27 protein-coding genes are annotated in these 25,689 nt (G+C 36.2%); 7 read left to right on the top strand and 20 right to left on the bottom strand.

Annotation, left to right across the window (positions count from 1 at the left end):
• Positions 1–442: 442 nt before the first annotated feature.
• From lysS to NSA47_RS08780, 5 genes are all read right to left on the bottom strand, one after another.
• The gene (gene lysS, locus NSA47_RS08800; RefSeq protein WP_257531030.1) at positions 443–1,942 is read right to left on the bottom strand and encodes a lysine--tRNA ligase; all 1,500 of its coding nucleotides are present in this window, start codon (positions 1,940–1,942) and stop codon (positions 443–445) included.
• A 16-nt stretch (positions 1,943–1,958) separates the two neighbouring features.
• Entirely contained in the window at positions 1,959–2,438 is a 480-nt protein-coding gene (gene greA, locus NSA47_RS08795) for a transcription elongation factor GreA (protein WP_257531028.1), read from the bottom strand.
• Between the two features lie 247 nt (positions 2,439–2,685).
• Positions 2,686–3,768 (bottom strand): saccharopine dehydrogenase NADP-binding domain-containing protein, encoded by a 1,083-nt coding sequence (locus tag NSA47_RS08790; protein ID WP_257531026.1) that lies wholly within the window; start codon positions 3,766–3,768, stop codon positions 2,686–2,688.
• 77 nt (positions 3,769–3,845) lie between these two features.
• Positions 3,846–4,781 (bottom strand): DUF8754 domain-containing protein, encoded by a 936-nt coding sequence (locus tag NSA47_RS08785; protein ID WP_257531024.1) that lies wholly within the window; start codon positions 4,779–4,781, stop codon positions 3,846–3,848.
• Positions 4,759–5,310 carry a helix-turn-helix domain-containing protein gene (locus NSA47_RS08780; RefSeq protein ID WP_257531022.1) on the bottom strand — a complete coding sequence of 184 codons (552 nt, stop codon included), beginning with the start codon at positions 5,308–5,310 and terminating at the stop codon, positions 4,759–4,761. Before NSA47_RS08780 ends, NSA47_RS08785 begins: the two co-directional genes overlap by 23 nt.
• Positions 5,311–5,867: 557 nt before the next feature.
• Between NSA47_RS08780 and NSA47_RS08775 the strand changes: the two genes are divergently transcribed.
• The 3 genes from NSA47_RS08775 to NSA47_RS08765 all read left to right on the top strand — a co-directional run bounded on the left by NSA47_RS08775 (position 5,868) and on the right by NSA47_RS08765 (position 7,441).
• Entirely contained in the window at positions 5,868–6,566 is a 699-nt protein-coding gene (locus tag NSA47_RS08775) for a hypothetical protein (RefSeq protein WP_257531020.1), read from the top strand.
• Positions 6,567–6,619: 53 nt separating this feature from the next.
• Positions 6,620–6,841: a hypothetical protein gene (locus tag NSA47_RS08770; RefSeq protein WP_257531018.1), complete on the top strand. Its 222-nt coding sequence runs from the start codon at positions 6,620–6,622 to the stop codon at positions 6,839–6,841.
• 84 nt (positions 6,842–6,925) lie between these two features.
• Positions 6,926–7,441 (top strand): hypothetical protein, encoded by a 516-nt coding sequence (locus tag NSA47_RS08765; protein WP_257531016.1) that lies wholly within the window; start codon positions 6,926–6,928, stop codon positions 7,439–7,441.
• Positions 7,442–7,467: 26 nt separating this feature from the next.
• Here the strand turns inward: NSA47_RS08765 and NSA47_RS08760 are convergent, their stop codons facing one another.
• Both NSA47_RS08760 and NSA47_RS08755 read right to left on the bottom strand, forming a co-directional pair.
• On the bottom strand, positions 7,468–8,232 hold the full coding sequence (locus tag NSA47_RS08760; protein ID WP_257531014.1) for a DUF4367 domain-containing protein: 765 nt from the start codon (positions 8,230–8,232) through the stop codon (positions 7,468–7,470).
• Positions 8,229–8,795: an RNA polymerase sigma factor gene (locus NSA47_RS08755; RefSeq protein ID WP_257531012.1), complete on the bottom strand. Its 567-nt coding sequence runs from the start codon at positions 8,793–8,795 to the stop codon at positions 8,229–8,231. The genes NSA47_RS08760 and NSA47_RS08755 overlap by 4 nt, the downstream gene beginning before the upstream one ends.
• A 597-nt stretch (positions 8,796–9,392) precedes the next feature.
• Here NSA47_RS08755 and NSA47_RS08750 point away from each other — a divergent pair.
• The 4 genes from NSA47_RS08750 to NSA47_RS08735 all read left to right on the top strand — a co-directional run bounded on the left by NSA47_RS08750 (position 9,393) and on the right by NSA47_RS08735 (position 11,898).
• A complete protein-coding gene (locus NSA47_RS08750; protein WP_257531010.1) occupies positions 9,393–9,965 on the top strand; it encodes a hypothetical protein in 573 nt (190 codons plus the stop codon).
• Between the two features lie 317 nt (positions 9,966–10,282).
• Positions 10,283–10,729, top strand: a complete 447-nt coding sequence (locus NSA47_RS08745) for a hypothetical protein (protein WP_257531008.1) — start codon at positions 10,283–10,285, stop codon at positions 10,727–10,729.
• Positions 10,730–10,797: 68 nt separating this feature from the next.
• Positions 10,798–11,313, top strand: coding sequence for a hypothetical protein (locus NSA47_RS08740; protein ID WP_257531006.1), 516 nt, complete (start codon positions 10,798–10,800; stop codon positions 11,311–11,313).
• Positions 11,314–11,514: 201 nt separating this feature from the next.
• The gene (locus tag NSA47_RS08735; RefSeq protein WP_257531004.1) at positions 11,515–11,898 is read left to right on the top strand and encodes a hypothetical protein; all 384 of its coding nucleotides are present in this window, start codon (positions 11,515–11,517) and stop codon (positions 11,896–11,898) included.
• Positions 11,899–12,180: 282 nt separating this feature from the next.
• Here NSA47_RS08735 and NSA47_RS08730 read toward each other — a convergent pair whose 3' ends face one another.
• The 13 genes from NSA47_RS08730 to pckA form a co-directional block, all read right to left on the bottom strand.
• Positions 12,181–12,798 (bottom strand): YdeJ family lipoprotein, encoded by a 618-nt coding sequence (locus NSA47_RS08730; protein WP_257531002.1) that lies wholly within the window; start codon positions 12,796–12,798, stop codon positions 12,181–12,183.
• Between the two features lie 118 nt (positions 12,799–12,916).
• Positions 12,917–13,873 (bottom strand): tRNA dihydrouridine synthase DusB, encoded by a 957-nt coding sequence (dusB, locus tag NSA47_RS08725; protein WP_257531000.1) that lies wholly within the window; start codon positions 13,871–13,873, stop codon positions 12,917–12,919.
• A 24-nt stretch (positions 13,874–13,897) separates the two neighbouring features.
• Positions 13,898–14,668, bottom strand: coding sequence for a type III pantothenate kinase (locus NSA47_RS08720; protein ID WP_257530998.1), 771 nt, complete (start codon positions 14,666–14,668; stop codon positions 13,898–13,900).
• Positions 14,669–14,793: 125 nt separating this feature from the next.
• Complete coding sequence (locus NSA47_RS08715) at positions 14,794–15,288, bottom strand: ECF transporter S component (protein ID WP_257530996.1); 495 nt, start codon at positions 15,286–15,288, stop codon at positions 14,794–14,796.
• 139 nt (positions 15,289–15,427) lie between these two features.
• Positions 15,428–16,417, bottom strand: coding sequence for a biotin--[acetyl-CoA-carboxylase] ligase (locus NSA47_RS08710; protein WP_257530994.1), 990 nt, complete (start codon positions 16,415–16,417; stop codon positions 15,428–15,430).
• Positions 16,418–16,524: 107 nt separating this feature from the next.
• A complete protein-coding gene (locus NSA47_RS08705; protein ID WP_257531049.1) occupies positions 16,525–17,640 on the bottom strand; it encodes a sodium ion-translocating decarboxylase subunit beta in 1,116 nt (371 codons plus the stop codon).
• Between the two features lie 85 nt (positions 17,641–17,725).
• Positions 17,726–18,136, bottom strand: coding sequence for a biotin/lipoyl-containing protein (locus NSA47_RS08700; RefSeq protein ID WP_257530992.1), 411 nt, complete (start codon positions 18,134–18,136; stop codon positions 17,726–17,728).
• 31 nt (positions 18,137–18,167) lie between these two features.
• Complete coding sequence (locus NSA47_RS08695; RefSeq protein WP_257530990.1) at positions 18,168–18,545, bottom strand: OadG family protein; 378 nt, start codon at positions 18,543–18,545, stop codon at positions 18,168–18,170.
• A gap of 42 nt (positions 18,546–18,587) precedes the next feature.
• Positions 18,588–20,138 carry an acyl-CoA carboxylase subunit beta gene (locus NSA47_RS08690; RefSeq protein ID WP_257531047.1) on the bottom strand — a complete coding sequence of 517 codons (1,551 nt, stop codon included), beginning with the start codon at positions 20,136–20,138 and terminating at the stop codon, positions 18,588–18,590.
• Positions 20,139–20,605: 467 nt separating this feature from the next.
• Positions 20,606–21,115, bottom strand: a complete 510-nt coding sequence (locus NSA47_RS08685; protein ID WP_257530988.1) for a 3-isopropylmalate dehydratase small subunit — start codon at positions 21,113–21,115, stop codon at positions 20,606–20,608.
• Positions 21,108–22,379, bottom strand: coding sequence for a 3-isopropylmalate dehydratase large subunit (locus NSA47_RS08680; RefSeq protein WP_257530986.1), 1,272 nt, complete (start codon positions 22,377–22,379; stop codon positions 21,108–21,110). The genes NSA47_RS08685 and NSA47_RS08680 overlap by 8 nt, the downstream gene beginning before the upstream one ends.
• Before the next feature lie 61 nt (positions 22,380–22,440).
• The gene (locus NSA47_RS08675) at positions 22,441–23,784 is read right to left on the bottom strand and encodes a GntP family permease (protein WP_257530984.1); all 1,344 of its coding nucleotides are present in this window, start codon (positions 23,782–23,784) and stop codon (positions 22,441–22,443) included.
• Positions 23,785–24,135: 351 nt separating this feature from the next.
• Complete coding sequence (gene pckA, locus NSA47_RS08670; protein WP_257530982.1) at positions 24,136–25,668, bottom strand: phosphoenolpyruvate carboxykinase (ATP); 1,533 nt, start codon at positions 25,666–25,668, stop codon at positions 24,136–24,138.
• Positions 25,669–25,689: the final 21 nt, after the last annotated feature.

Here is a 25,689-nt window from a genome sequence, read left to right as displayed (position 1 = left end):
GCCAGAATCTTCTGGCTTGTTATTTGTTTCAAAAGAATTAAGGTTTTGCCCTTACTTCCTTACACTGTTCTATTTTCAAAGATCAATTTCTTTGTCGCCTTTTCTTGCGGCGACTCTTACTATTATAGTGGAACTTGTTTGTCTTGTCAACAACTTTTTTAAATCTTTTTTGGGGTTGTCCTGCTAAACTTTGTGGAGGATTGTTCTCTTTCCTCTACCCCTTGTCCTTCTTTTGCTGACGACTTTTTCATTATAGCAAGACTCTTTTGTTTTGTCAAATAGTTTTTTAAATTTTAAAGCCTATCTATAATGTTGATATCATAGACAGGCTTTGAAAACAAATCTTTGTCAATTTTTAAGACTCCACCTTCTGCAAGATGGGGGTTCCGATGGGGTAAAGCCCTCATCTCAAATCTTGATGTTCTGCTTTAGCTAGATGGGTTTACTTTACTTCTGGCTTCATAGTAGGGAATAGGAGCACATCCCTTATGGATTGTACATTGGTTAGGAACATGATAAGTCTATCAATGCCTATACCCAACCCTGCTGTAGGGGGTAGTCCTATTTCTAAAGCATGAATAAAGTCTTCATCCATCATATGTGCTTCTTCATCTCCTGCTTCCCTTGCTTCTAACTGAGACATAAATCTCTGTTTTTGATCAATGGGATCATTTAACTCTGAGAATCCATTGGCTATTTCCCGGCCGTATATAAAAGCTTCAAAACGATTTGTAATAGCAGGATTTTCTGGATTTCTTTTGGCTAGAGGGGATACCTCTACTGGATGATGAAGTACAAAGGTAGGCTGAATCATATCTTCTTCACAATATTCTTCAAAAATGGCATTGATGATTTGTCCCTTTGTCATGGTGGTGATGTTTTCAATTCTATCTAACTTACTGGCCAAAGCTCTAGCCTCTTCATCACTAGCTGCTGACATAAAATCAATACCCGTTTTATCTTTTACTAATTCATGCATAGCCACCCGTTTCCATGGCGCCTTTAATTCAATTTCTTTTTCACCATAACTTATCTTTGTCGTCCCCAATACTTTTTTGGCCACATGTTCTACAAGGTTTTCTGTGATTTCCATCATAGTGTGGTAGTCCACATAGGCCTCATAGAGTTCAATAGCAGTATACTCTGGGTTATGTTTATAGGACATTCCCTCATTTCTAAACATCCTTCCCATTTCATATACCTTATCAAAGCCCCCTACAATAAGTCGTTTTAAATACAACTCATTGGCAATTCTTAAATACATATCAATATCTAGGGTATTATGATGGGTAATGAAGGGTTTTGCATTGGCTCCCCCAGCTATGGTATTTAAAATAGGAGTTTCTACTTCTAGATAACCTCTATTATCCAAAAACTCTCTTATCTCTTTAATCATTTTTGATCTCTTAACAAAGAGCTCTCTTACCTCTGGATTTACAATTAAGTCGGTATATCTTTGACGATATCTTAATTCTTGATCCTTTAATCCATGCCATTTTTCTGGCAGAGGTTGTAAGGACTTTGTCAATAAGGTTACTTTTTTAGCCTTAACCGATATTTCACCTTTTTTTGTACGGAATACTTCTCCTTCTATCCCTATAATATCTCCTAAATCATAGGTAGTATATTCCTCATAAGCTTCTTCACCTATTTGATCCATACGAACGTAGATTTGAATTCTACCCTGCATATCTTGGATATGGGCGAAACTAGCCTTACCATGTCCTCTCTTGGAAACAATCCTTCCTGCTAGGGAAACAATTTTGCCCTCTAGGGTTTCAAAATGATTTATGATCTCCTGGGATTGATGAGTTCTTTCATATTTTTCTATAACAAAGGGGTTTTTTCCTTTTTCCTGTAGTTCCTTTAGTTTTTCTCGACGAACTTTTAGGATTTCATTTAGGTTTTCTTCCCCTATTGCATGATTCTCTTCATTTGTCAAATTGATCCCTCCAAAATTATTTGGTTATACTGATTACTTCGTACTTCAACATGCCATCTGGCACCATTATTTCTACAACATCCCCAGCTTTTTTCCCGATTAGTGATCTCCCCACTGGAGATTCATTTGAAATCTTTAAATCCATGGGATCAGCTTCTGCAGAACCTACGATTGTATATTCCATTTCATCATCAAATTCTAAATCCTTTACTGTGACTATAGAACCGATATTAACCACATCTGTTGTGATATCCTCGTCGTCAATCACCTTTGCTTTTTTTAGCATATTCTCTAAGGTGGCTATTCTTCCTTCTACAAAAGCCTGTTCATTTTTAGCTTCATCATATTCGGAATTCTCACTGATATCGCCAAAAGCCAATGCCTGCTTAATTCTTTCTGCAACTTCTTTTCTTTTGACGGTCTTAAATTCCTCTAACTCTTTCTCTAACTTTACAAGTCCTTCATATGTTAATATGACTTCTCTGTTATTTATCATGATCCATTCCCCTTTTCTCCGTTTTAGGTAATATATGAACTAAGATTAGTTTATATGCTGCTTCATTAGTTCTTATTTTATTCACATTAATAACCTCCATCATCCCCAAATCTATCAATACCTTAATGCCCCTAGGTAGAAATAAAACATAACAAGCGCCGTGGACGGAACCTGTTATGTCTATTTATATGCCTAGTATTATAATGTAGATAATTTTTCTTGTCAAGCGTTTATAGGGTGAATGACACTATGCATTCCTTATTTTATATTCCTGAGTATATTTTTTAATGTCTTGAATTTTACTTTCAGGAACTTCCTTGTCAAAACTTCTAAATCCAGATAGAGAAAAATGATTCTCCTCTGCCATTTTATTTATCCTATCGATCTTCTCCAATTCCATTTCTCTTCCCAAACTAAAGCATTCCATTTTATTCTCCAGGGTAAGGAGCATAGTCTCTGCCATACAAGCATAGCAGGTATTCTCGGGGAAACCAAAATTAAAACCAAAGTCTACCTTCCCCGGCAACTTTACAATCCCTCCGTCTATCACTAAGACATCTCTCCGCTTTCTAGCAACTTCCATAGAGACATCCCTGGGTCTTGCCACATCACAAATAATGGCCCCTTTTTTGATATGTTTTGGATCAATGACCGTGTCTACTGAGCTTGTCACCGTAATGATAATATCTCCTTTATTGAGGGCAGATTCCACATTATCTGTAATATGTACAGCCGTCCCTGTCTCTTCAAGGATTTTTTGAGACAATATTTTAAGTTTTTCCTTATTTCTAGACACCAATGTCAAATATTTGGCCTCTCTCGCTAGGTACCTTGCACAGACATTGCCTATGGAGCCATTGGCCCCTACAATAACCAATTCACATTCTTTGAAATTTTTTCCAATGAGTTTGGCTGCTTTTTTTGCCCCCTCTATGGCAGTAGCTACAGTATAGGTATTGCCTGTAGTAACTGGAATCTCCAAATTTTTAGCTACTGTGATCCCTGCATCTCCTACTACCGAGGTAAAGGCCCCAAGACCTACGATATTGGCCCCCAGTTTTTCAGCCAGCTTTCCTGCCTTGATTATTTTCTTTAGCACCACATCCTCTGGCAGACTCATCATCTGCTTGGAGGTTAGGGGTACGCCTATAAAGTATCCTTCTATCTCTCCCTTGGGCGTCTTTATTCCTTTAATCTCAGACACCTTAAAGGGAGGAAGATTTTTAATGGCTCCTTCTACTAAAGCTTTAGGAGTTTTTTCTAATATAGGAAACTTTCTATAAAAATCTTGTATTTCAATAGGGTGTATCATAAATGCAAATTTATTCATATTTTCACCAACTATTCTTAATTTAATCTATTCTATTCTTTAGATTTCCATTCCACTGGGTAATGTAAAATATTCTTTTAAACACTTTGTACCCTTTTATCCTCTTCATTTAACCATACAATTCTGGGGGTAAAATTCATTTGCTTCAATATCTCCCTATAGTCTCTTGGCGTAAGCTCTTCCCAAGGCTTATTTGCAAGGCTAATTAATACCCCTTCCATGACATTGGTTCCAAAGGAACGCCCCTGATACTCTGGGGTTGTGGTAATGAGCATTTTTGCTCCTAGTGCTTTTAACTGCTTTAGGTTTTTTTCTGTGGTTGTATTGGTAATGATAATTTTATTGTCTAAATTTTGGGGTAGGTTTTTTTGTATATAGAGAAAGTCTCCCGCCAAAATATCCACTTGCTCAAAAATCTTTTTCACTTTATGGGGTTTGTTTTCCTTATCTTGCTTATTGCCTGTGGGATACAGCAGCTCAAAGGGGAAATGTCTTACTACTGGCAATAAGACCTTTGCCACTTTATCTAAATCATCTAGAGATTTTAGGAAATAAGGAATGCCTAGGGCATAGAACACATCACCATAGAATATCTCTGCCCCCGTACTTTCTAAACTTTCAGCCATTCCAAAGCGATCTAAAGCTGAGGTGATCATAATGGACTTATTTTTAAAATCGATGATTTTTTCTTGGGTAAGATAATCAATGACCATTCTCTCTAAAGTATTCTTTAGACCCGATCCATCTACGATCGGAGTCTTTTGTGCTGCCTTTTTTATGGGAAGGGCACTAGAAAGAAGGTATTTTTTATTTCTGGAAAAAAGGTATAGGTCTATGCCCCCCATTCCAAAAGCATCTACCTTGCCATCTAATTCCTTTATAATCTCTATGGCTTTTTTTCTATCTCCATCAGTGCCTATTCTCTCAATGATAAATTTTTCTCCTAATATTTCTGTCTCTGCTTTATGGTTTCTAGAGGAAGAACCTAAACTAACGCTTACCACTTTCTTCATAACTACCTCCTATTATTCTATGTAAAAGTGATTTTATCAATTCTGGCTCCACATAGACATCTTGTTTTAAAGGGGATTGCCCTATATCTATGGTAATGACTTGCCCATCCAAAAGAGATTCTAATACTCTTATTCTCTTATCCGATGCCAATAAAATCACCGTATGATAGTTTCTCAATTGATAAAACATTTCTGTTACCTCATTAAATAACTGTGCTCCACTTTTATCATTGACAAAGGAAATTCTTTCTTCCTCTGTGAAAAGCACCTTAAAATTTACTCCAAAGGTATTTAAGATCTCCTCTATCTCTTTTTTATTTTTAATAGGAAAACCCACTACAGCGACCCTATCCCCCTGGCGTAGTTGGCCTAGTCTTTCTAGTTTGGAAATAAAGCTTCTATCTAGACCATACTGCTGGGCAACTTCCTGTTGGGAGTATCCCTTTTCCCTTTTTTCCAATATTTTTTCTATTTCCCTATACAGCTTTTTTTTACTAATCAGTTTGTTTCCAATTTCAAAGTATTCCATAGAGGTCACTCCTTAAGGTTGTGCACATTTTTGTGCTCATAATTATTTTATTCCCCCTAAGAAAATTTTAAAACCTTCAAAATGGAAGATTTTTCTGCATAATCGCTCAAAACTTCCCCTTAGGATACTTATAGCGCTTATCTCTTACATTTTCACAGACTCTTACCCCTATATATTGTTTAATGATTCACAAGTTATTATACAATAATATTGTTTCATCCACCTTAAAAAATTCTTATTTTTTCCTTACATCTTCCACTTCTCTTTATTAGACGAATTCTTTTTGAAAATTTCTTCAGATTTTTTAATAAATAAGATTATAAATAAATAACTATTTTTTAAAAAAGTGGGACATTTTCTAAAGATTGTGCGTCTTATCTATAGAAGGTATAATAAATTAAGATGGTTCCGATGGAAGTCATAGGTTTTTGTATTATCCATCGTTGCCTTACTAATATTTTGGATAAGAAGTATTTATAGATATCGAAAGTCGGTTTCTACTCATCGATAGTCTTTATTTGCAAGAAAAACTTTAAAATAACTGGGGAGGAATATCCATGAAACTTATTAAATTTTTTACATTAATTTTTGCTCTATCTCTGCTCTTTGGTTGTAGTCATGGAGCTAGTGGCGATGCGGAGTATGAGGAAATGATAAATACCATTAAGAATATAGAAATTAGCCAAAACAAACTCATTACTTTCAATACAACCTTTGATAAATATAAAAAAGCTTTTGAAGGGAAGTTCATTACCGAGAACTTGGAGAAACATTTTATTGGGGAAGATCAAGAATCAGGGTTTCCCCTTGCATCCATCTTAAAAGGAGATATAGACCAAGAATTTTTAGAAGACCCCATGAAGCACGTTGATCCAAATTATGAAGTGAATGTGGTTAATGGGGCGATTGTCCAAAAGCTTACAAAAATAGACTTCTCCAAGCTATATTTGAACGATACAGAGGATAAAGCAACGATTTATGCTAAAAAATCACATGAGTATGATGAGGATAATATTTTTGTTGATGAAATAAAGGGTCTTGATGACACAAAGAGTCATGTAATAATATCAAAGTATGTATTTAAGAAAATGGAGAATGAATGGAAGATAATGTCTATCGATGATACAGCAGGCGAAATTGTTCTAAAAAATGAAGAAACTGGCAAATATGAATTATTCACCCCTGATGCTCCTACCCATCTCAGTGAAGAGATTGACTATATTAAAACTATTGATGTTGAATCTGAAAATTTTTAAGAAAGATCAAATCAAAGGTTTAATCTATTTAAGTGCCTTAAGGAGGGAATAAAATGTATTGGTCACCAATAACAATTCTCGTTGGTATTTTTGGAATTTGTTTAATATTATATAGCTTCCAACAGATTTGGAGGTTTATTAAGAAAAAACCTTCTAAGAGTAATGGCGAGGAAGAAATTTACCAATCTCAGTCAGATCTTAAGTATGATAAATACCAAGAAAATAATCCTGATTATGATAAGTATAAAGCAGATGTATATAGATTTAAATCATAATTCTAGAGTTTGTCCATTAGTGAGCTTTTTCATATCCGATTAAATACTAAGTTTGTTACCCCAAAAAACAAGGAGGAATTTACTATGAAAAAAACTTTAATTGTTTTACTCTTACTTTTTTTTGTCTTAGGTGTGCCCCAAGTTGCCCTAGCGGCATCTGAGGAAGATCAACCAAGCTACTCTAAAGTACCTACGGTGGGCACACCCTCCCCCTATGAAGATTATGGATTTTCTGATGATAGCTCTCCCTATCCTACAGTAAACTTTGGAATCTCTTCTGCCTCCCCTTACTTTTACAGAGTGGGATGTCAGGTTATTAAAGTCTCTAATACTTCTATTCGAGGTATGGCCTATACCATGGCAACCCAATATGTAGATAAAATAGGGTATTCTTTGGATTTCCAACGTTGGAACGGGTACAAGTGGGAAACCCTCAGTACTGTATCGAACTATACTAATAATCACTCTAAAGTTGATTCCAATCATATGAAAACCATCACAAAAGACAATTACTATAGGGTAGAAGTACGGCATCTTATCACCCATAATGGTCGTACAACCACCAAGACTTCTACCTCAGACTATATCTATATAAAATAATAGAAGCTGGCCTAGGCCAGCTTCTATTATTTTATATTTTTTATCATCTTTATCATCTCTTCCTCAGAGATATTCCCTGCGATTTCATAGGAAGCGGTATCTCCATACCATAATGCACCGGTAAAGTCTTTTTCAATACAGATCATTAAGATATCTTTTTCATCGATTTTCAGTTCCTTGACCTGGGCATCCTCTCTTATATTCATAGTTTCTTTAGATTCTAAACCTTGGAGATTATACCCTTCAATAATATTGATAAATGCTCCATTTTCTGCCCGAAATATTTGCACTACTAAATGCTCTCCCCATGCATATCTAGTCCACTCTACATCCTGGGGCTTGAAACCCTCTGGCACATAGTTGGCCTGTATAAATGAAAAGGGTATTTTTTTCCTTGCCTCCTCAAAGGAGAGGGTTTGTTTTATGGTATCTTTCTCTTCAATTCTTTCTTCCTCTTGGGGAGAGTTTTTAGATATTTTGATGGATATCATATCATCCTTTACCTCGATAAAAGTTTTTATAATATTGAATTTAAAGGCTTGCACTGGTTCTGTTTGCCATAAGAAAGAGAGAAATAGAGATAAAATAATGATGGAAGCGGCAGTTCCTATCATCTTTTTATAAGGAGAAACCTTTTTAAAGGATTGGCTCTCCTGATGATCAATCCTTTCCTTTAGCTTCTGTATATGCTCCTCCATAGGGGTAATGGGGGTAGAGTTTATATCTATGAGATGATCAGCATTCTTTTCTATCTCTTCTGTAAGTAGTTGATCAAAATGATACGTTTTCATAAATTCACCTCTTTTTTGGGGCTTTCTTCCCGGATTAAGCTATCATAAATACATTTCTTGGCCCTAGCGTGCCTTGTACGGATGGTACTAGCATTGCTTCCTAGAATATCCGATATTTCTTCTAGGGTAAGATCATAATAATAGTATAAAATGATGACTTCCTTGTATTCCTTTTTGAGTTGATTGATTATGGTGCCCAACTGATTCTTGGTTTCCTCCCGAATCATGATTTCTTCCATAGTATCTTGGTGGATACTGATATTGTATAGTACATCATCTTCTGTGGCAGTTTCTTTACATCTACTAAATTTTCTAAAGGCATTTAATGTTTCATTTTTGGCAATGGTATATATCCAAGATTTAAACTTTTCTTTATCTTTTAACTGATAAAAGCTTTCATAGGCCTTTACCAATGTATTTTGCATAACATCATCAGTGAGTACTTTATTTTTTGTCATAGCAAAGATAAACCTAAAGAGTTCTGAATATACCGGTTTTAATAAAGCCTCAAATTCAGCAACTTCCTTTTTGGTTTTTACCTTTTTTCTGGTTCTATTAAACATTTGCTGAGCACCACCTATCTCGTCATCTATTCATCTTTATATCCTCAAATTACCAAACATCCCTTCTATTATAGATTTCTATTTTATTTTTGGAAATCCTTTTTCTTTCTATTTGTTAGACTCCTAAAAGTATAAAAATGTCTCAAAATCTTGAAATGTTTATTATAAAGCCTATTACACAAAATTTTTAAAGATTTATAACGTTTTAATATTTTCTCTAAAAAAGTGAGACATTTTTTAAAGCTAGTGCGTCTTATGTATGAGAAGAAAAGTTTATTTATTGCATTTATTTATCGATAGCAATATATGATATTACACCAATAAAATATGAAAAAGTGGAACCCATGAAATGTTTAGATTATTATTTCCCTTTGATTTACATGAAAATAAAAACTTCCTATGTTTACGTTTACAGATTTAAAGGATTATATTAAAATAATATTAATACTACAACTTTATTTTACAAATGAGGAAAAATTATGAAGAAGAAAGAGAAGCTGACCTAAAAAAAATAATGAATGAGCTAGAATTAAGTCCTATTGCTATATTCAATCCATATTCATATGAAGCTATTAAATTATTTTGTGAGGCGAAAGAATGAAAAAAACACTTTTATTGGCTGCTATTATGTTTTGCAGTATTTTTTTCGTATATTTAATAATATTCATATATAGTAACCATTCTAATGGGATAAAACTAAATTTTTCACAGATGCCTACTGAACTCGTTATAACAACAAATGAACAAAATGAAAGATTAAAAGAATTAGCTTTAAGTCAGCGAGATGTTTTGAGAGCTTTAGAAGAACAATCAAATAATGAGCAATTAATGAATGAGTTGGATCAAATAGTTAAGGACATAACTGGCATACAAGAAAAAAGAAAAAATATAACTTCTCCTAACACCATCAAAAAAACTATTATTGTATTAGAAAAAATTAAATGGTCCCCAGAAAATATTAATACGGCAGAAAATGATTTAAGATCACTATTTTCATTAGAATGTATATATTCTAATAGCAACAATAAGGATATTTTGATTTTTTTCAATAATAATACAGTTAATTTAATAAGGACAGATCAAGATAAGATAACCTATTTTAAAAGCAAAAGGATAACTAACTCTTTTTTCCGATATTTAATCAACTTGCGGGAGCATGGGGAGAAATAATTCTCTGTCATACAATGGTAAAGCTCCCCATCTTTGTATTGACCCTTTGTTAAGACATTTATTTTAAAATTTTCTTAAAAAAGTGAGAAATTTTGATAGTATTGGATTGGATGAATGATTTATATAAATATAGAAAATCTTTATAGAGAACAATGGGCTTTCATTTAGATTCCTTTTTTTATAAGTCTTAAAGTATTTTCTACTGATGACCAGAATCTTTGTTATAGAAAATTTCACTTTCATGAACTTTATATACTGAATGACTAAGAAGTATATGAATATACCTCACAATTATTCAATAGAATGGGGTGGAATTAGTGAATCATAAAAAAGGTAGTTATTATCTTATTTCTATTGTATTTATACTGCTATTCGTGCATCTCTACATGAAAATCTATTTTCTTTATTTACAGCAATGGCCTTATCCTCATTTAGGTGTAATGAATACACTCTCCCTATTTAGCTTGAAACATTTTGGTGCTTTATTATTCAATATGTCCTTTGGAGTGATATTGGGAATAGAGCATATTTTTGAAAATAGAAAACAAAATGGAAAATGGCATATTGATTATAAAAGGTTACTCATTATGGGGATTCCTGCTTTGTTATTATCCGTTGAGGCAGTACATTTCTTTTTAATCGAAAATATACTGAAAGAAATAGGAATGGGATTTTCTAATTTTCATTTGGCAGCTCCTGCAAGAGAGCCTTTTTTTAGAATTCTTCTAGGATATGTTTTAGTAACTTCTTTTTACAAGGAATAAAGCAAAATTAAATTTGATTTTATGTATTCTACAAATAATGCATAAACAAGTTAGAAGGAGATGGTTTAATGAAGAAAGCCTATATTATTCTATTATTGCTCATCACGATACTCATTAGTGTGACGGGATGTGCTGAGGAAGAGGAAAAAGCTATTGGTATGATTGAAAAGATTGAAAGGGCTGATTGGAAGCTGGCTATGTATTCTATGGATTATGACTCTTATATCCGTGAAATGGATGGACTTTTTTCTGAATCTTATGATCCCGAAAAACATCAAAGAAGAGTCCTACAGGAGCCTATAGATATTCGCAAAATTACCCAGGAAGAAAGAGAAAAATTCCAAGAGACATCGGATATAAAAGAAGTACATGTTTCTATATCTAAGGTTTATGAGGGAGAATTTGCAAATATTTTTACTAAGGAAGAAATCCATTATCATGAGCAGTCTCCTAGCTATTTAATGAGAAAATACATTTTAAAAGAAGAAGATAACCAATGGACAATTGTGGGAGTGGAAGGGATGGCCTATGATAAGCCAGAAACTAGAGAAAAAGATTGGGTGCATACATTCATTGTAAAATAAACTTAGGTGCCTATAAATATTGTACTACAATAATAAAATGCTGGGATAGTAGCTCTACCAGTGAAGTTGCATAATTCAAAGTTTAAGATCAAAATAACCATATAGTTTATACTTTACTGTAAAAATATAATATGAGCAAGATTGCTTGAAAAGGATCTAATTATGCAAATTTCTCACTATTAATAATAGGAGGGATATACTTTGAAGAATATCTTTATTTTGTTTTTGATTATAGGGCTTACTTTTCTGACGTTCGGTTGTGCTGGAGAAGTGACTACTGAACAACTAGAAGGAAATTGGAAAGCAGTAGAGCAAAGATTAGAAAATAAGGATGTACCTCTTCTACCTGTTGAGCAAGAAGTAATCCATAAATTTTCATCTAATGATACTCTGATTACGATTTTAAATGATGAAATTCTGGAAGAAATTAAATATGAAATAGTGGACAATAGACAGATAAAAACCTTTCCTGAAGGAAAAGATCCTATTATACTGGAGTATAAATTTAAAGGAGATAAGCTTACCCTTATCGGGGATGCTCCCGATGGGAAGACAAAATTAACTCTTGTTTTAAAAAAGCAGTAGAATACATGTGATATGTGATGCTTCCTATCAAAGAGGACATACAGGTCTTCCTCTACCAGATGGGATACAATGGTTTTCTATAAGGGCAGACCTATCTGTCTGCCCGGGTTTATTCATTTCTACTGAAAGTAAACTTACATATCATGCCTAGACAAGATTTTTCCCCAGACATAAATAAGATATTTATATATCTCTTGGCTGTCGAGAAACTCTTGGCAGCAGAGCATAGAAATCTGTGCTTTTTAATGTTAAAAGCTATTTTTTATTCTACAAACTCTATTTTTAACTCTGAATTTTTAATTTTTTAATTAATTCTATTACTTCTTCGTCTTTCCCTGTTTCAATGTAAATTTGTTCTGTGTTTTTAATAATATCTTCTGTGTATTCTTCCATGGATACATCTATTTGTTCATGACTAGGCCAGTGTGAAGGAATATTGTATAAATTAATTGTGCCGTCCCCATTACCGCTATAAGTCACTATGCCATCTGCCATCATTTCACCCTCTAATGTAATAACATCTTCTGGATAATCAACACTATCATCATCGTAGGGATTGACTTGTTCTCCAGCTGAAGTATGACGAATCTTCAATTCTTTTATCTCTTGATTTCCTACAATTTGTAGCCAAACACGGGCAAATTCAATTTCATCAGTAGAGTATTTAGACAAGGCATTATCATCGCTTTTATTCGATTGATTATTTAAGTTCTCATCTTCTTCTGCCCTGGCCTCCGAGTTATCTTCCTTTTTATTTGGAGATTTGCTTTCTCCAGCATTCTCCCGTTCCTCTATAGCTGTGTTCTCATTATTGTCATTTTGTTTAGCACCATCATTACAAGCCGGAAGAAGTAGTGCCATGGTAATTAAGATTATTATTGATACTAGTGTTTTTTTCATTTCAAATCCCTCATTTCACAAATTTTCCTCCCTTTTATGCTGTTCCTATCATGAAAAAAAGGGCAGTCTAGGACACATTTCTCTACCAATACGCATAAAAACCCATGGATATGGGTTTTTATGATGTCAGCTCTTTTAACAATTCTTTTATCTCTGCTTGGGTTTCTAATCGGTTGACGGTTTTTCGGATTTTATTGGATCCTTCTAATCCTTTTGTATACCAAGAAATGTGTTTTCTCATTTCTCGGATGCCTACTCTTTCTCCTTTATACTGGATGGTCAACTCCATATGCTTTAAAATCATATCTACTATCTCTCCAGGGGTAGGTTCGGGAAGGAGTTCCCCGGTTTTTAGGTAGTGAACTGTTCGTCTGAAAATCCAGGGGTTACCTTGGGCGGCTCTTCCAATCATGATGGCGTCACAGCCGGTTTGATCTATCATAGCCTTTGCCAATTCTGGCGAGGTAATATCTCCATTGCCTATGACGGGGATGCTGACTTTGTCCTTTACTTCTTTGATGATACTCCAATCAGCTTGTCCACTATAAAACTGTTCCCGGGTTCTTCCGTGAATAGCAATAGCCTTAGCTCCTGACTCCTCTGCTATTTTTGCCATTTCCACTGCATTTATAGAAGTATCATCCCAGCCCCTTCGGATTTTTACCGTCACGGGTTTTTTGCTTGCCTTCGAGACGGCTTTAATGATCTCTCCCGCTCGTTTAGGATTTTTCATGAGGGCGGAGCCATCACCGTTTTTGGTTATCTTGGGTGTAGGACAGCCCATGTTGATATCCAATATTTCAAAATCCATGGCATTTAGTTGCTCCGCTATCTTTCCCATGACTTCAGGTTCCGACCCAAATATCTGTAGAGCTACTGGCTTTTCTTTGGGATGGATCTCGGTCAAATTACTTGTCTTTTCATTGTTATAGTAAAGTCCCTTGGCACTGATCATTTCGGTGTATAAAAGTCCACACCCCTGTTGTTTTACCAATATCCTGTAGGGTAGATCGGTCACTCCTGCCATGGGGGCTAAAAATACAGGATTATCTATGATGAGATTGCCTATTTTCATATAATTCTCTCCTTAGGCTTTGTTTTATGATAGATTTCTCTGATATATAATTCTTAAACCATCCAAGGTCAATAAACTGTCTACTTGATCAATGGTTTTGGTCTCAGAGGAAATTAGAGCGGCCATTCCTCCTGTAGCAATAGCTTTTATGCTTTGGCTACCCATCTCTTCTTTCATTTTGCTTACTACAGAATCAACTAATCCTGCATAGCCATAGATCATCCCTGCTTGCATACTACTGACTGTATTTTTGCAAATAGCTTGGGATGGCTTTATCAATTCTATTCTAGGCAGTTTGGAAGCTTTTTCAAAAAGAGCGTCTGCGGATACCCGAAGGCCTGGAGCAATAGCGCCCCCTAGGTATTCACATTTGTCAGAAATCGCACAGAAGGTAGTGGCTGTCCCAAAATCTACAACAATAATAGGCCCTCCATATTTCTCGAAGGCTGCTATTCCATTGACAATACGGTCAGCACCCACCTCCCTAGGGTTGTCATATTTTATATTCATACCGGTTTTTATTCCTGGGCCTATAATAAGCGGATCTACAGCACAATATTTTCTTGCCATTTTTTCCAAGGCATGCATAAGAGTAGGTACCACCGAAGATATGACCACTGCCTTTATGTCTTTAAATGTTAAATTTTCATATTGAAACAATTGATTCACTAACATTCCATATTCATCTGCTGTTTTATCTCTATCTGTTGAAATGCGAAAGTTTTCTATTAGCTTTTCCCCATCATATATTCCTAATACTGTATTGGTATTTCCCACATCAAAGACTAAAATCATTTTCTACACCTCTTCATCTATTCTCTTTTCTATCATGATTTTTATGGATACAAAGAAAAGGGCTAATAATCTCTCATAAAAGGGATTTATAGAGAAATTATTAGCACTTTTATAAGTTGTTTTATTTATATTACTTTTTTTAATGCCTTGATAATAACCATGGTAATAATGGCTCCTACAACCGTCTCTGGTAATCCCTGGGTTAAGACAATCCCTCCAGCAGCTACCAAAGGAAGAAGTTTAAAGACCACTACCAATCCCATTACTCCCAAGGTATTGGTAAGTCCTCCGACAATAGCCGATACAAAGGAACTTTTTGTCCATTTATAGCTGTAGTAAGCCGTTAGACCAATAAGGATTCTAGGTAATATGGCAATAATAGGATTTTTGAGCAAAGGGGAACCCGTTGTAATAAAGCTGATTAATCCAAATATAAATCCTACAAACATTCCTACTACAGGTCCTTCTAATACCGCTCCAATAATCACAGGGATATGCATAATCGTCGCTCTGCCTGCTGGAGTGGGTACAGGAATTAAGCCTAAGGGGGTTAACCCCAATATTATGGCAATAGCCGATAACATTCCTGTGATGGTGATTGTTCTTGTTGATGATTTCATCCTTGCACCTCCGTTCTAGTTCCTCTCGGATACTAGTCGTAAATTTTATATTTATTTTAACTTTGTCCAGTTCCTATTAGGATACCAGCCAAAAGACGTTACTATTTTATCAAATTCTCTATATTATTTCAATTTGTTTTTAGATATATCCATTTACGCCCCTAAGGGATACCTCTCCAAAGGTGATTTCGTGGATTTTGCCATTATCTTCTTTTATAATCAATGCTCCCTCTTGGTTGATATCCACTGCAATCCCCTGAATAACATCATTATTCCCCATTGCTCTCACTTCCTTACCTAAAATCCCTGACATGCTTTTCCATAGCTCTAAAACTTTTTGGAAGTTTTGCTCTTTCACAAATTCTAGGTAGAATTTTTCTAAGTTTTCTAATATGCTTCTTACTAATCTTTGGCGGGATATATTTTCTCCTTTTATTTCCCTTAGGGAGGTAGCTTTCCCCTGTATCTCCTCTGGAAAATCCTTTATGCTTTCATTTATATTAATACCCATTCCTACAACAATATAATTGATAAAATCCATTTCTGCACTCATTTCGGTAAGAATGCCACAGACCTTTTTATTTTGGTAGATGATATCATTGGGCCATTTTATTTGTACTGGTAATGCAGTCACTTCTCTAATGGCCTGGGCTACTGCCACTGCCGATAATAGGGTAAACTTAGGTGCATTCTTAGGAAGTACATCAGGGCGTAATATGATGCTCATCCATATTCCCTTTCCCTTGGGGGATACCCACTGGCTTCCTCTTCTTCCCCTACCCTTTATCTGTTCCTCGGCAATAATCACAGTACCTTCCTCTGCCCCTTGTAACGCCAGATCCTTGGCTTTATCATTGGTAGAGCCAATGGAATCAAAGTGCATGATTTTTTTTCCTAAAAGGCTAGTGTGAAGTTCCCCTTGGATTTCTACAGCAGTAAGTATATCCGGGCTTTCCCTTAGTATATACCCTTTTCTTGGAATAGATTCAATGTTATATCCTTCTTCCCTTAATGCATTAATATGCTTCCAAATGGCTGTTCTAGAAACCCCTAATTGTTCACTCAGCTTTTCCCCAGAAACATGTTCTTGGGGATATTTCTTTAGTAAATGCAATATCTTCTCCCTCACCTTATCACCTTCCGTTCATTATTTACTTTATTTTATTATATCACCATTTTATAACTTTCATTTCATAAAAAAAGGCTATGCCCAAGGAAAGGGCATAACCTTTTTCTTTAACCAAATATGGATAATAATAATCCTGCGGCTACCGCTGAGCCAATAACTCCTGCAACGTTTGGTCCCATGGCGTGCATAAGTAGGAAGTTGGATGGATTTTCTTTTTGTCCTACCACTTGGGATACACGGGCAGCCATTGGTACAGCCGATACCCCTGCAGAACCGATAAGTGGGTTTACCTTACCTCCTGTGAGTTTATACATAATCTTACCGAAGAGTACTCCCATAGCAGTACCAAGGCAGAAGGCAAATAGACCAAGGCCTATGATCATTAATGTTTGTGGTCGTAGGAAGGTTTCTGCATTGGCAGTGGCTCCTACAGTTACTCCTAAAAAGATGGTAACAATATTCATCAATTCATTTTGAGCCGTTTTGTTGATACGATCCACTACTCCGGATTCTTTAAATAGGTTTCCAAGCATTAACATTCCTACCAATGGTGCTGCAGAAGGAAGGATTAATGCAACCAATACGGTAACCAAAATTGGGAAAATGATTTTTTCCTTTTTGGATACGGGTCTTAACTGCTCCATTACAACATTTCTTTCTTCCTTGGTAGTAAGGGCTTTCATAATTGGTGGTTGAATGATCGGTACCAAGGCCATATAGGAATATGCCGCTACGGCAATAGGTCCTAATAAATGGGGTGCTAATTTTGAGGTCAAGTATATGGCTGTTGGACCATCGGCACCACCGATAATCCCGATGGATGCAGCCTCTGGACCTGTAAATCCAAGAAGAATAGCCCCAATAAATACTGAAAATATACCAAATTGGGCTGCTGCGCCTAAAAGGATACTTCTCGGATTGGCAATAAGTGGTCCGAAATCTGTCATGGCGCCTACCCCTAAGAAGATTAGCGGAGGATAGATCCCTAATTTTACTCCCTGATAAAGGTAATATAAAAGTCCTCCGGCCTGGAAACTAGGCTCTCCATATACTCCTGTAGGTTCAGCCATTAATCCCGCCAAGGGCAGGTTAGCCAATAGCATCCCAAAGGCTATGGGTAGTAATAATAATGGTTCATATTGTTTTACTATCGCTAAATATAAGAGTACAAAGGAAACTAAGAGCATAATGATGGTTCCAACCGTAAGCTGTCCAAAGGCCATGCTACTTAGGAATCCCTCTAACCCTATTCCTAAAGCTTCTAACATTTATTTTTCCCCGCTTTCTGTCGTGTTTAACATGAATTTTTTATTCAAAGGTAACTAAAACGTCTCCTGCATTCACCGATGCTCCCTCGTTGACATTTACTGAAGCAACTGTTCCGTCTGTTGGTGCAAAGATCTCATTTTCCATTTTCATGGCTTCTAATATAATGAGAACATCTCCTTTTTTCACTGCATCTCCTGCTCTTGTTTGCACCTTGAAAATGGTTCCTGGCATGGGCGCAGTTACGCTGCCACCACCACCGGCTACTGGAGCTGGAGCTGCTTTAGGCGCTGGAGCTGTTTTAGGTTGTGCATCGGCTACGCTAGTTGCTCTTGCTGGGGCAGAAGGTGCTGGGGTTGCTGGTCTTGAGGCAGCACTTGCAGCCCCACCTTTTACTTCTTCCACTTCTACTTCATAGGAATTTCCGTTTACAGTGATTACATATTTTTTCATTCTTTATTTCCTCCCTAGGCTAGTCATTTTTTTATAATCTATCTAACATTTGTTCTTGTCTTCCCGTTCCACTCCAAATACTTTGCTTTTGAGGTAAGGGTTTTATGGATCTCACAACAATGTCATCTACCGAAGTTCCACTCATAGCGGAAATAGCCGCTGCAATGACAGCTATAAGTTCTCCGTCATCTTCTTGTTTTACAATTTCATTAGAAGTTACTACTGTATCCTTCTGTGCTACTTCTTGGCTAGGAGTATCTTTTTTTTTACCATCCCCTGCGATTACTCTAAGTAAATCTAAGGCAAAGGATAGGATGATCAAAACGGCAAATACAATTCCCATTCCCAGTATAGTAAGTCCTATACTGTTAACAAATTTGGTCCCTATAGACATGGAATCTGCAAACATTTTTTCACCTCTTTATTTTATATAGTCTTTTTTATAATTATTTTATAATGGTAGGTTACCATGTTTTTTCGCTGGTCTTGTTTCTCTCTTGCTGGCTAACATTTCAAAGGCACTAACTAGATGAGCTCTTGTTACAGAGGGCTCTATAACATCATCTACATATCCTCTAGCCGCAGCTACATATGGATTTGCAAATTTGCTTCTATATTCCTCTATTTTTTCATTTCTTACTTTTACTGGATCCTCTGCATCTTTAATATCTTTTCTAAAGATGATATTGGCTGCTCCATCTGGACCCATAACTGCAATTTCTGCATTTGGCCATGCCAATACTACGTCAGCTCCTAGTTCTTTATTACACATTCCGATATAAGCTCCACCGTAAGCTTTTCGAACAATCAAAGTTACTTTTGGCACAGTTGCTTCAGAGTATGCATATAACATCTTCGCACCATGTCTAATAATTCCACCATATTCTTGGGTAGTTCCAGGTAAAAATCCTGGTACGTCTACGATGTTTAAGATAGGAATATTAAAGGCATCACAGGTTCTGATAAATCTTCCTGCCTTATCGGATGCATTGATATCTAGACATCCTGCCAATACCTTAGGTTGGTTTGCGATAACCCCTATGGATTGACCATTAATTCTGATAAAGCCTGTAACCATATTTTGAGCAAAATAAGCTTGGGTTTCTAGAAAATCTTCATTATCCGCAAGGGTAGTGATGATATCTTTTATATCATAGGGCTTATTTGGGTTTTCTGGAATAATTTCATTTAGTTTTTCTTCAAGACGATTTAAATCATCATCAGTTTCATATAGGGGTGCTGTCTCTAAGTTATTTGATGGTAAGAAGCTAAGAAGTCTTTTAATATCTTCTATACACGCTTCGTCATTTTGACTTACAAAGTGAGCTACTCCACTGGTGGAGTTATGAGTCATTGCTCCTCCTAAATCTTCTGCTGTAACATCTTCTCCTGTAACAGTCTTAATAACTTGAGGTCCTGTAATAAACATTTGGCTAGTTTTATCTACCATAAAGATAAAATCAGTAATGGCTGGAGAATATACTGCTCCTCCGGCGCATGGTCCCATGATTACAGAGATTTGTGGTATAACGCCTGAAGCTAAGGTATTTCTGTAGAATATCTTTCCATATCCACTTAGGGCGTCTACTCCTTCTTGAATTCTAGCTCCACCAGAATCATTCATTCCAATAATAGGCGCACCCATCTTTAATGCCATATCCATGACTTTAACAATCTTTTCTGCATGCATTTGTCCTAAAGATCCACCAATAACGGTAAAGTCTTGCGCATAGGCATAGACTAATCTTCCATCTACTGTACCATAGCCTGTCACTACACCCTCTGCTGGTGCATCTACTTTATCCATGCCGAAATCAGTAGATCTATGTTTTGCAAAACCACCGATCTCTACAAAGCTGCCTTGGTCAAAGAAAAGATTTAGTCTTTCTCTAGCAGTGAGTTTACCCCGCTCATGTTGCTTTGCGATTCTGTCTTCGCCACCGCCTAACCTTAGTTTTTCTTTTTTAGATCTCAATTCTTCTAGCTTATTTGACATATTGATACCTCCACTATGAATTTTCATAATCTACATCCTGCTTAATGCTTATAGAAACAGAGAAAATAGTCTCTCTGAGATTCTAATCCTATTGAATGAAAACATAAAATCATTCTATCATCTTTTACCCTTTATGGAAATAATTAATCTATTTTAAGTATTCCATGGGAGTTTGGATTTTATTACATACAAAAATTCAAGTTTTTCTCTTTTCTATAGTAATTCTATATTCTTCCTTACATTCCTTTGTTAGATTGTCACAATAACTTCTTTTGTATGCAAGATTTACTTATAAATATGTTCTAAATTAATGTTTTTATTACATTTTTTAATAAAATAAGCCCAAGGGGGGCTTATTTTATACATATAGATAGTATACCTTCTTTTTAGTATATTGTATACATAAGTTCTTTGTTTAAAACTCATATTCTCTCTTGAAATTCCAAATAGAGGGAATATGAGTTTTCTTTTTCTTACTTATACATTTGGGCAGTTTTTTTCTTAAATAAAGGTTTAATGCCACCATTTTCTAAGATGTTCATGGTATAATCCGATATTTTTTCTCCTTGTAGGGTTTCTCCAGTGGTTTTATTGAAAACTGTTCCCTCTTCAAGGTTTACTTCCAACTGGTCTCCATCCTTTACTTTTTCACTAATGCCAGGACATACCATTAAGGGAAGAGCCAGGTTTATAGCGTTTCTAAAGAAAATTCGGGCAAAGGATTCAGCAAGGACTACGCTTACCCCTGCATTGAGTAAAGTGATGGCCGCATGTTCTCGACTGGAACCGCATCCAAAATTTGTGCCTGCCACCACAATATCTCTAGGACTCATTTTTTCAGCGAAGGTTGGATCTGCCCCTTCTAAGCAATGAGTTGCTATTTCTTTAGGATCAACAAGTTCTAAATATCTACCGGGGTAGATTTGGTCTGTATCAATATTTTTCCCAAAAACAAAGGCTTTTGCTGTTATCTCTTTACGCATTTGCTTCTACCTCCTTTATCACTTCTCTTGGATCAGTAATTTCACCTGTTAAGACAGCTGCAGCAACGCTAGCAGGTGATCCAAGATAAATTTGCGCTCCTGTACTCCCCATACGTCCTGGGAAGTTACGATTTGTGGCCGTGATACACACTTCTCCCTCTGTAAGTAACCCCGCATGGGTTCCCAAACATGGTCCACAACCGGAAGCAGCAAAGGTTGCCCCTGCAGTCATAAGAGATTGTACATAGCCCATTTCAATGGCTTTTTGATAAACTTCCGTTGAGGCAGGAATAATGACCAATCTGGTGTCAGGATGTATCTTTTTGCCATCAAGGATTTTATAAGCTTGTTCTATATCTTCCAATCTTCCCCCTGTACAGGAACCAATAAAAGCTTGATCAATCTTTACTTTTTCTACTTCTTCTATAGAACGAACATTATCTACACTGTGGGGTACAGCAAGCTGTGGAGATAATTGACTTACATCAAAAACATGGGTTTCTGCGTATTCAAAGTCCTCATCTGTTTCTTGGATGATAAATTCTTGATCTGTTCTTGCTTGTACATATTCGATAACCTTATGGTTGGGTTTCATATAAGCCGTTTTGGCACCCATTTCAACAGCCATATTACAGATGGTCATTCTTTCTGCTACGCCTAGATCTTCTACATAGCTACCAGAAAATTCTACTGCTTTGTATACCGCAGCATCTGCTTTTAACTTCCCTAATATATGAAGGATAACATCCTTGGCATAAACGCCTTTTTGGAGTTGTCCATTGATTTCTATCTTTATGACTTCGGGTACTCTAAACCAAAGTTCTCCTGAGATCAACACGGTTGCCATATCTGTAGCACCCAGTCCTGTACCAAAGGCACCAAAGGCACCATGGGTAGTGGTATGAGAATCAGTAGCCACAAGAATCATCCCTGGCCAAACTACTCCAGCCTCTGGCATAACCTGATGACATACCCCGGCATTAATATCAAAATGGTATTTTAAGTTTTGTTCCTTAGCAAAAGCTCTCATTTCCTTGTGATTTTGTGCGGTTTTAATAGTAGGAGCTGGAGAATAATGATCAAATACAAAGGCAATTTTTTCATTGTCCCAGACCTCTTTTCCTCCCATTTCATAAAAAGAATATACGGTTTGAAGATATAAATCATTTATTTCAGCAAAATCTATTTTACAATTTACAATTTCACCTGCTTGTACTTTTTCTTTTCCTGCTGCCTTCGCTAGAATCTTTTGAATAGCATGCATGAATATCCCTCCTGTTATATATTACAAGTTATGGGGCGGTGATACACCGCCACCTTACTAACTAAACAAATAAACTTACAATAAATGTTGCTACCAATCCACCCAATGCCATAAATGGATTAGCAAAGCTTAGGGTTCTAAGACCGGTTTTCATATCATAACCATTCATCTTTGTAAACACCCAGAAGAAGCTATCATTCACGTGACAGAAGGATCTTGCTCCTGCTCCAGTGGCTAGGAAGATAAGTATTGGATCCATGCCCAACTGCGTTGCAAGGGGAGCAGATAATGTAGCCGCTGTAACTACGGCAACAGTTCCTGATCCTTGTACTATTTTTAATAGCGCTGCAATAGCAAAGGGAATAAGAATAAATGGCAATCCACTTTTAGAAATAGCTTGAGCCATAGCATCTCCTGCACCAGATGCCTTCAGAATTTCTCCTAAAGCACCACCAGATGCGGTAATAAAGATGATGGAACCTGCTTCACTTAATGCGCCGTCCATGGTCTTTAAAACATTTTCTTTCCCGATTCTTTTACCCAGTAAAAGAATACATGCAACAACACCTATCGCCAATGCAATATTAGAATCTCCTATAAAGGACATAATTCTTACAATGGTGGATTCTTCTGGGAAGATGGCCTTTGTAGTAGTGTTTAATAAAATTAATATCATAGGTAATAGCAATGGGAATAAGGAAGAAAACATACTTGGAAGATCCTTTTCGGATACTTCTTCCTCTGCGGAAGCTAGCATTTCACCCTTTGCTCCCTTATCAAATTCTGATATAAAGGTATCTCCTTTTTTGTTGAGAACAAATTGGGCAAAGGCCCATCCAAATAAAGTCATCAGAATTGCAGCAAAACCTCCATATAAAATAGCTCGTCCAATATCTATTCCCAACAATCCTGCTGCAGCTAAAGGACCTGGAGTAGGTGGCACATAAACATGGGTGGCTAATAAACCTGATGCCAAGGATACACCTAGAACAGCTAAAGGTATTCTTGTCTTTTTGGATATGGCTTTGATCAGTGGTGCCATCATAACGTAAGCTACATCACTGAACACAGGGATGGATACTAAATAACCACTAATGGCCATAGCTATAGAAGAATTTTTCTCTCCTACCATACCAACGGCTCCTAAGGCCATTTTGTTGGCAGCCTTTGAATCCTCTAAATATTTTCCTAACATAACACCAAAGATAATTATAATACCGATACTACCTACAGTTTTTGCAAAACCATTTGTTATGGTGTCGATAACATCTAGCCCACTCATTCCTGATAAGGTACCAATGACTACACCCGTAACCAATAATGAAATAAAAGCACTGACTCGAAATTTGATGGCTAGGAGTAAAAGAACGACTACCCCAATAATAAATGCTAATTCAACTGACATACTTCAACCCCCTAAATTTAAAATATAGTATTAAGTTTGATAAACAAGTTGGCCTCTTAACAAAAGTACACTTTCCTTTGATTTAGTCCATGGAAAGTTTAGAGCATCTGCTGCAAGGGCACTCTTTTGGTATTTTTTATTAAGAAATAAATTTGTTTATCTATAGTATTCACTGAATAAATGGAATTTCTTCTCTATCCCCAGCGAATTCCATAATATTTAATAAGCAATAATCGTGCCAATTAATATAAGAGCTGTTTTTTCACCCTTTTGCTTTCTTTAAGGAGGGGAATACAAAAATAATGCTACATATTGTAACGATTAATCGTTACAATATGTAGCATTATCAATCTATTGTTTATATTTCTTAAAGTTGGAAGTAATTTTTTCTTTTAGTTTCAAAGCCTCTTTATCATATTTTTCAGGGTCATCCCATATATTTCTGGGATTTAGAATTTCAGAGGGTACACCAGGACAACTTTCAGGAATGAATAGTTCAAAGATAGAATCTTTATAAAAATTGACCTTTCTTAATTTTCCGGAAACAGCAGCATTGACTATGGATCGGGTGTAGGAGAGTTTAATTCTTTCTCCTTTGCCATAGCCCCCACCTATCCAACCGGTATTAATCAAATATACATCGGCCTTGTGTTTTTCTATTTTTTCTCCTAGTAACTCAGCATAAACCATAGGATTAAGAAGCATAAAGGGTTCTCCGAAGCAAGCTGAAAATGTAGCTTCCGGCTCTGTAATACCTCTTTCGGTTCCTGCCACTTTGCTGGTATAGCCCGAGATAAAATGTTCTATGGCTTCCTGGGCATTTAGCTTGGCTATGGGGGGCATAACTCCAAAGGCATCACAGGTCAAAAATATAATGGTATTGGGATTTCCGCCCATTCCTGATTCCTGTATATTGTCTACATAATGTATAGGATAGGCGGCCCTGGTATTTTCTGTATAAGTATTATCCTCATAATCAGGGGTTCTATCTTCTTTCAATACTACATTTTCTAGGATGGTGCCAAACTTTATGGCCTCATAGATCTCCCTTTCCTTTTCCCGATCAAGGTTTATGGTCTTGGCATAACAGCCTCCTTCAAAGTTAAACACACCCTCATCACACCATCCATGCTCATCGTCCCCTATGAGTTTTCTCCCGGGGTCGGTGGATAAAGTTGTTTTCCCTGTACCTGATAAACCAAAGAAAATGGCTGTTTTTCCATCCTTTCCTATATTGGCCGAACAATGCATGGGCATGACTCCCTTTTGGGGAAGTAAGAAATTCATTACTGAAAAGATAGATTTTTTAATTTCGCCGGAATAACCCGTACCACCGATTAGAACGATTTTCTTGCTAAAATTTATAAGGATAAAGCATTCAGAGTTTATTCCTCTTTGCCCTACTTTTGCCTTAAAACCTGGAGCAGAAATCACATTGAATTGGGGCATAAACCCCTCTAGCTCTTCTTTTTCTGGACGGATAAACATTTGATTGGCAAACAACGCCTGATAGGCGCACTCACATACTACTCTTATGGGAAGGGTATACTCCTTCAAGGCTCCCACAAAGCCATCAAAGACAAATAAATCCTTTTCTTTTAAATATTCCACAACTTCCCCATAAAGTTCATCAAAGACATCCTGGTCTATGGGGAAGTTTGTACTGCCCCAGTTGACCTTGTCTCCTGTAATATCATCTCTTACAATAAATCTATCCTTAGCGGATCTCCCAGTATATTTTCCTGTGTTGATCACCACACTACCTGTACTAGATAATTTCCCTTCTTCTCTTTTAATGACAAATTCTGTTAGGTTAGCTGCACTTATATTCCTGTGTAGATGTTTCACATCTTTTATGTCTAAATAATCTAAATTGATGTCCACTTTGCAACACCCCTTTTTTAT

The organism is Irregularibacter muris (assembly GCF_024622505.1).
In the GTDB taxonomy this organism is placed as follows: domain Bacteria; phylum Bacillota; class Clostridia; order Eubacteriales; family Garciellaceae; genus Irregularibacter; species Irregularibacter muris.
The sequence above is the reverse complement of the archived record's forward strand: the minus strand, read 5'-3'. Positions and strand labels throughout refer to the sequence as shown.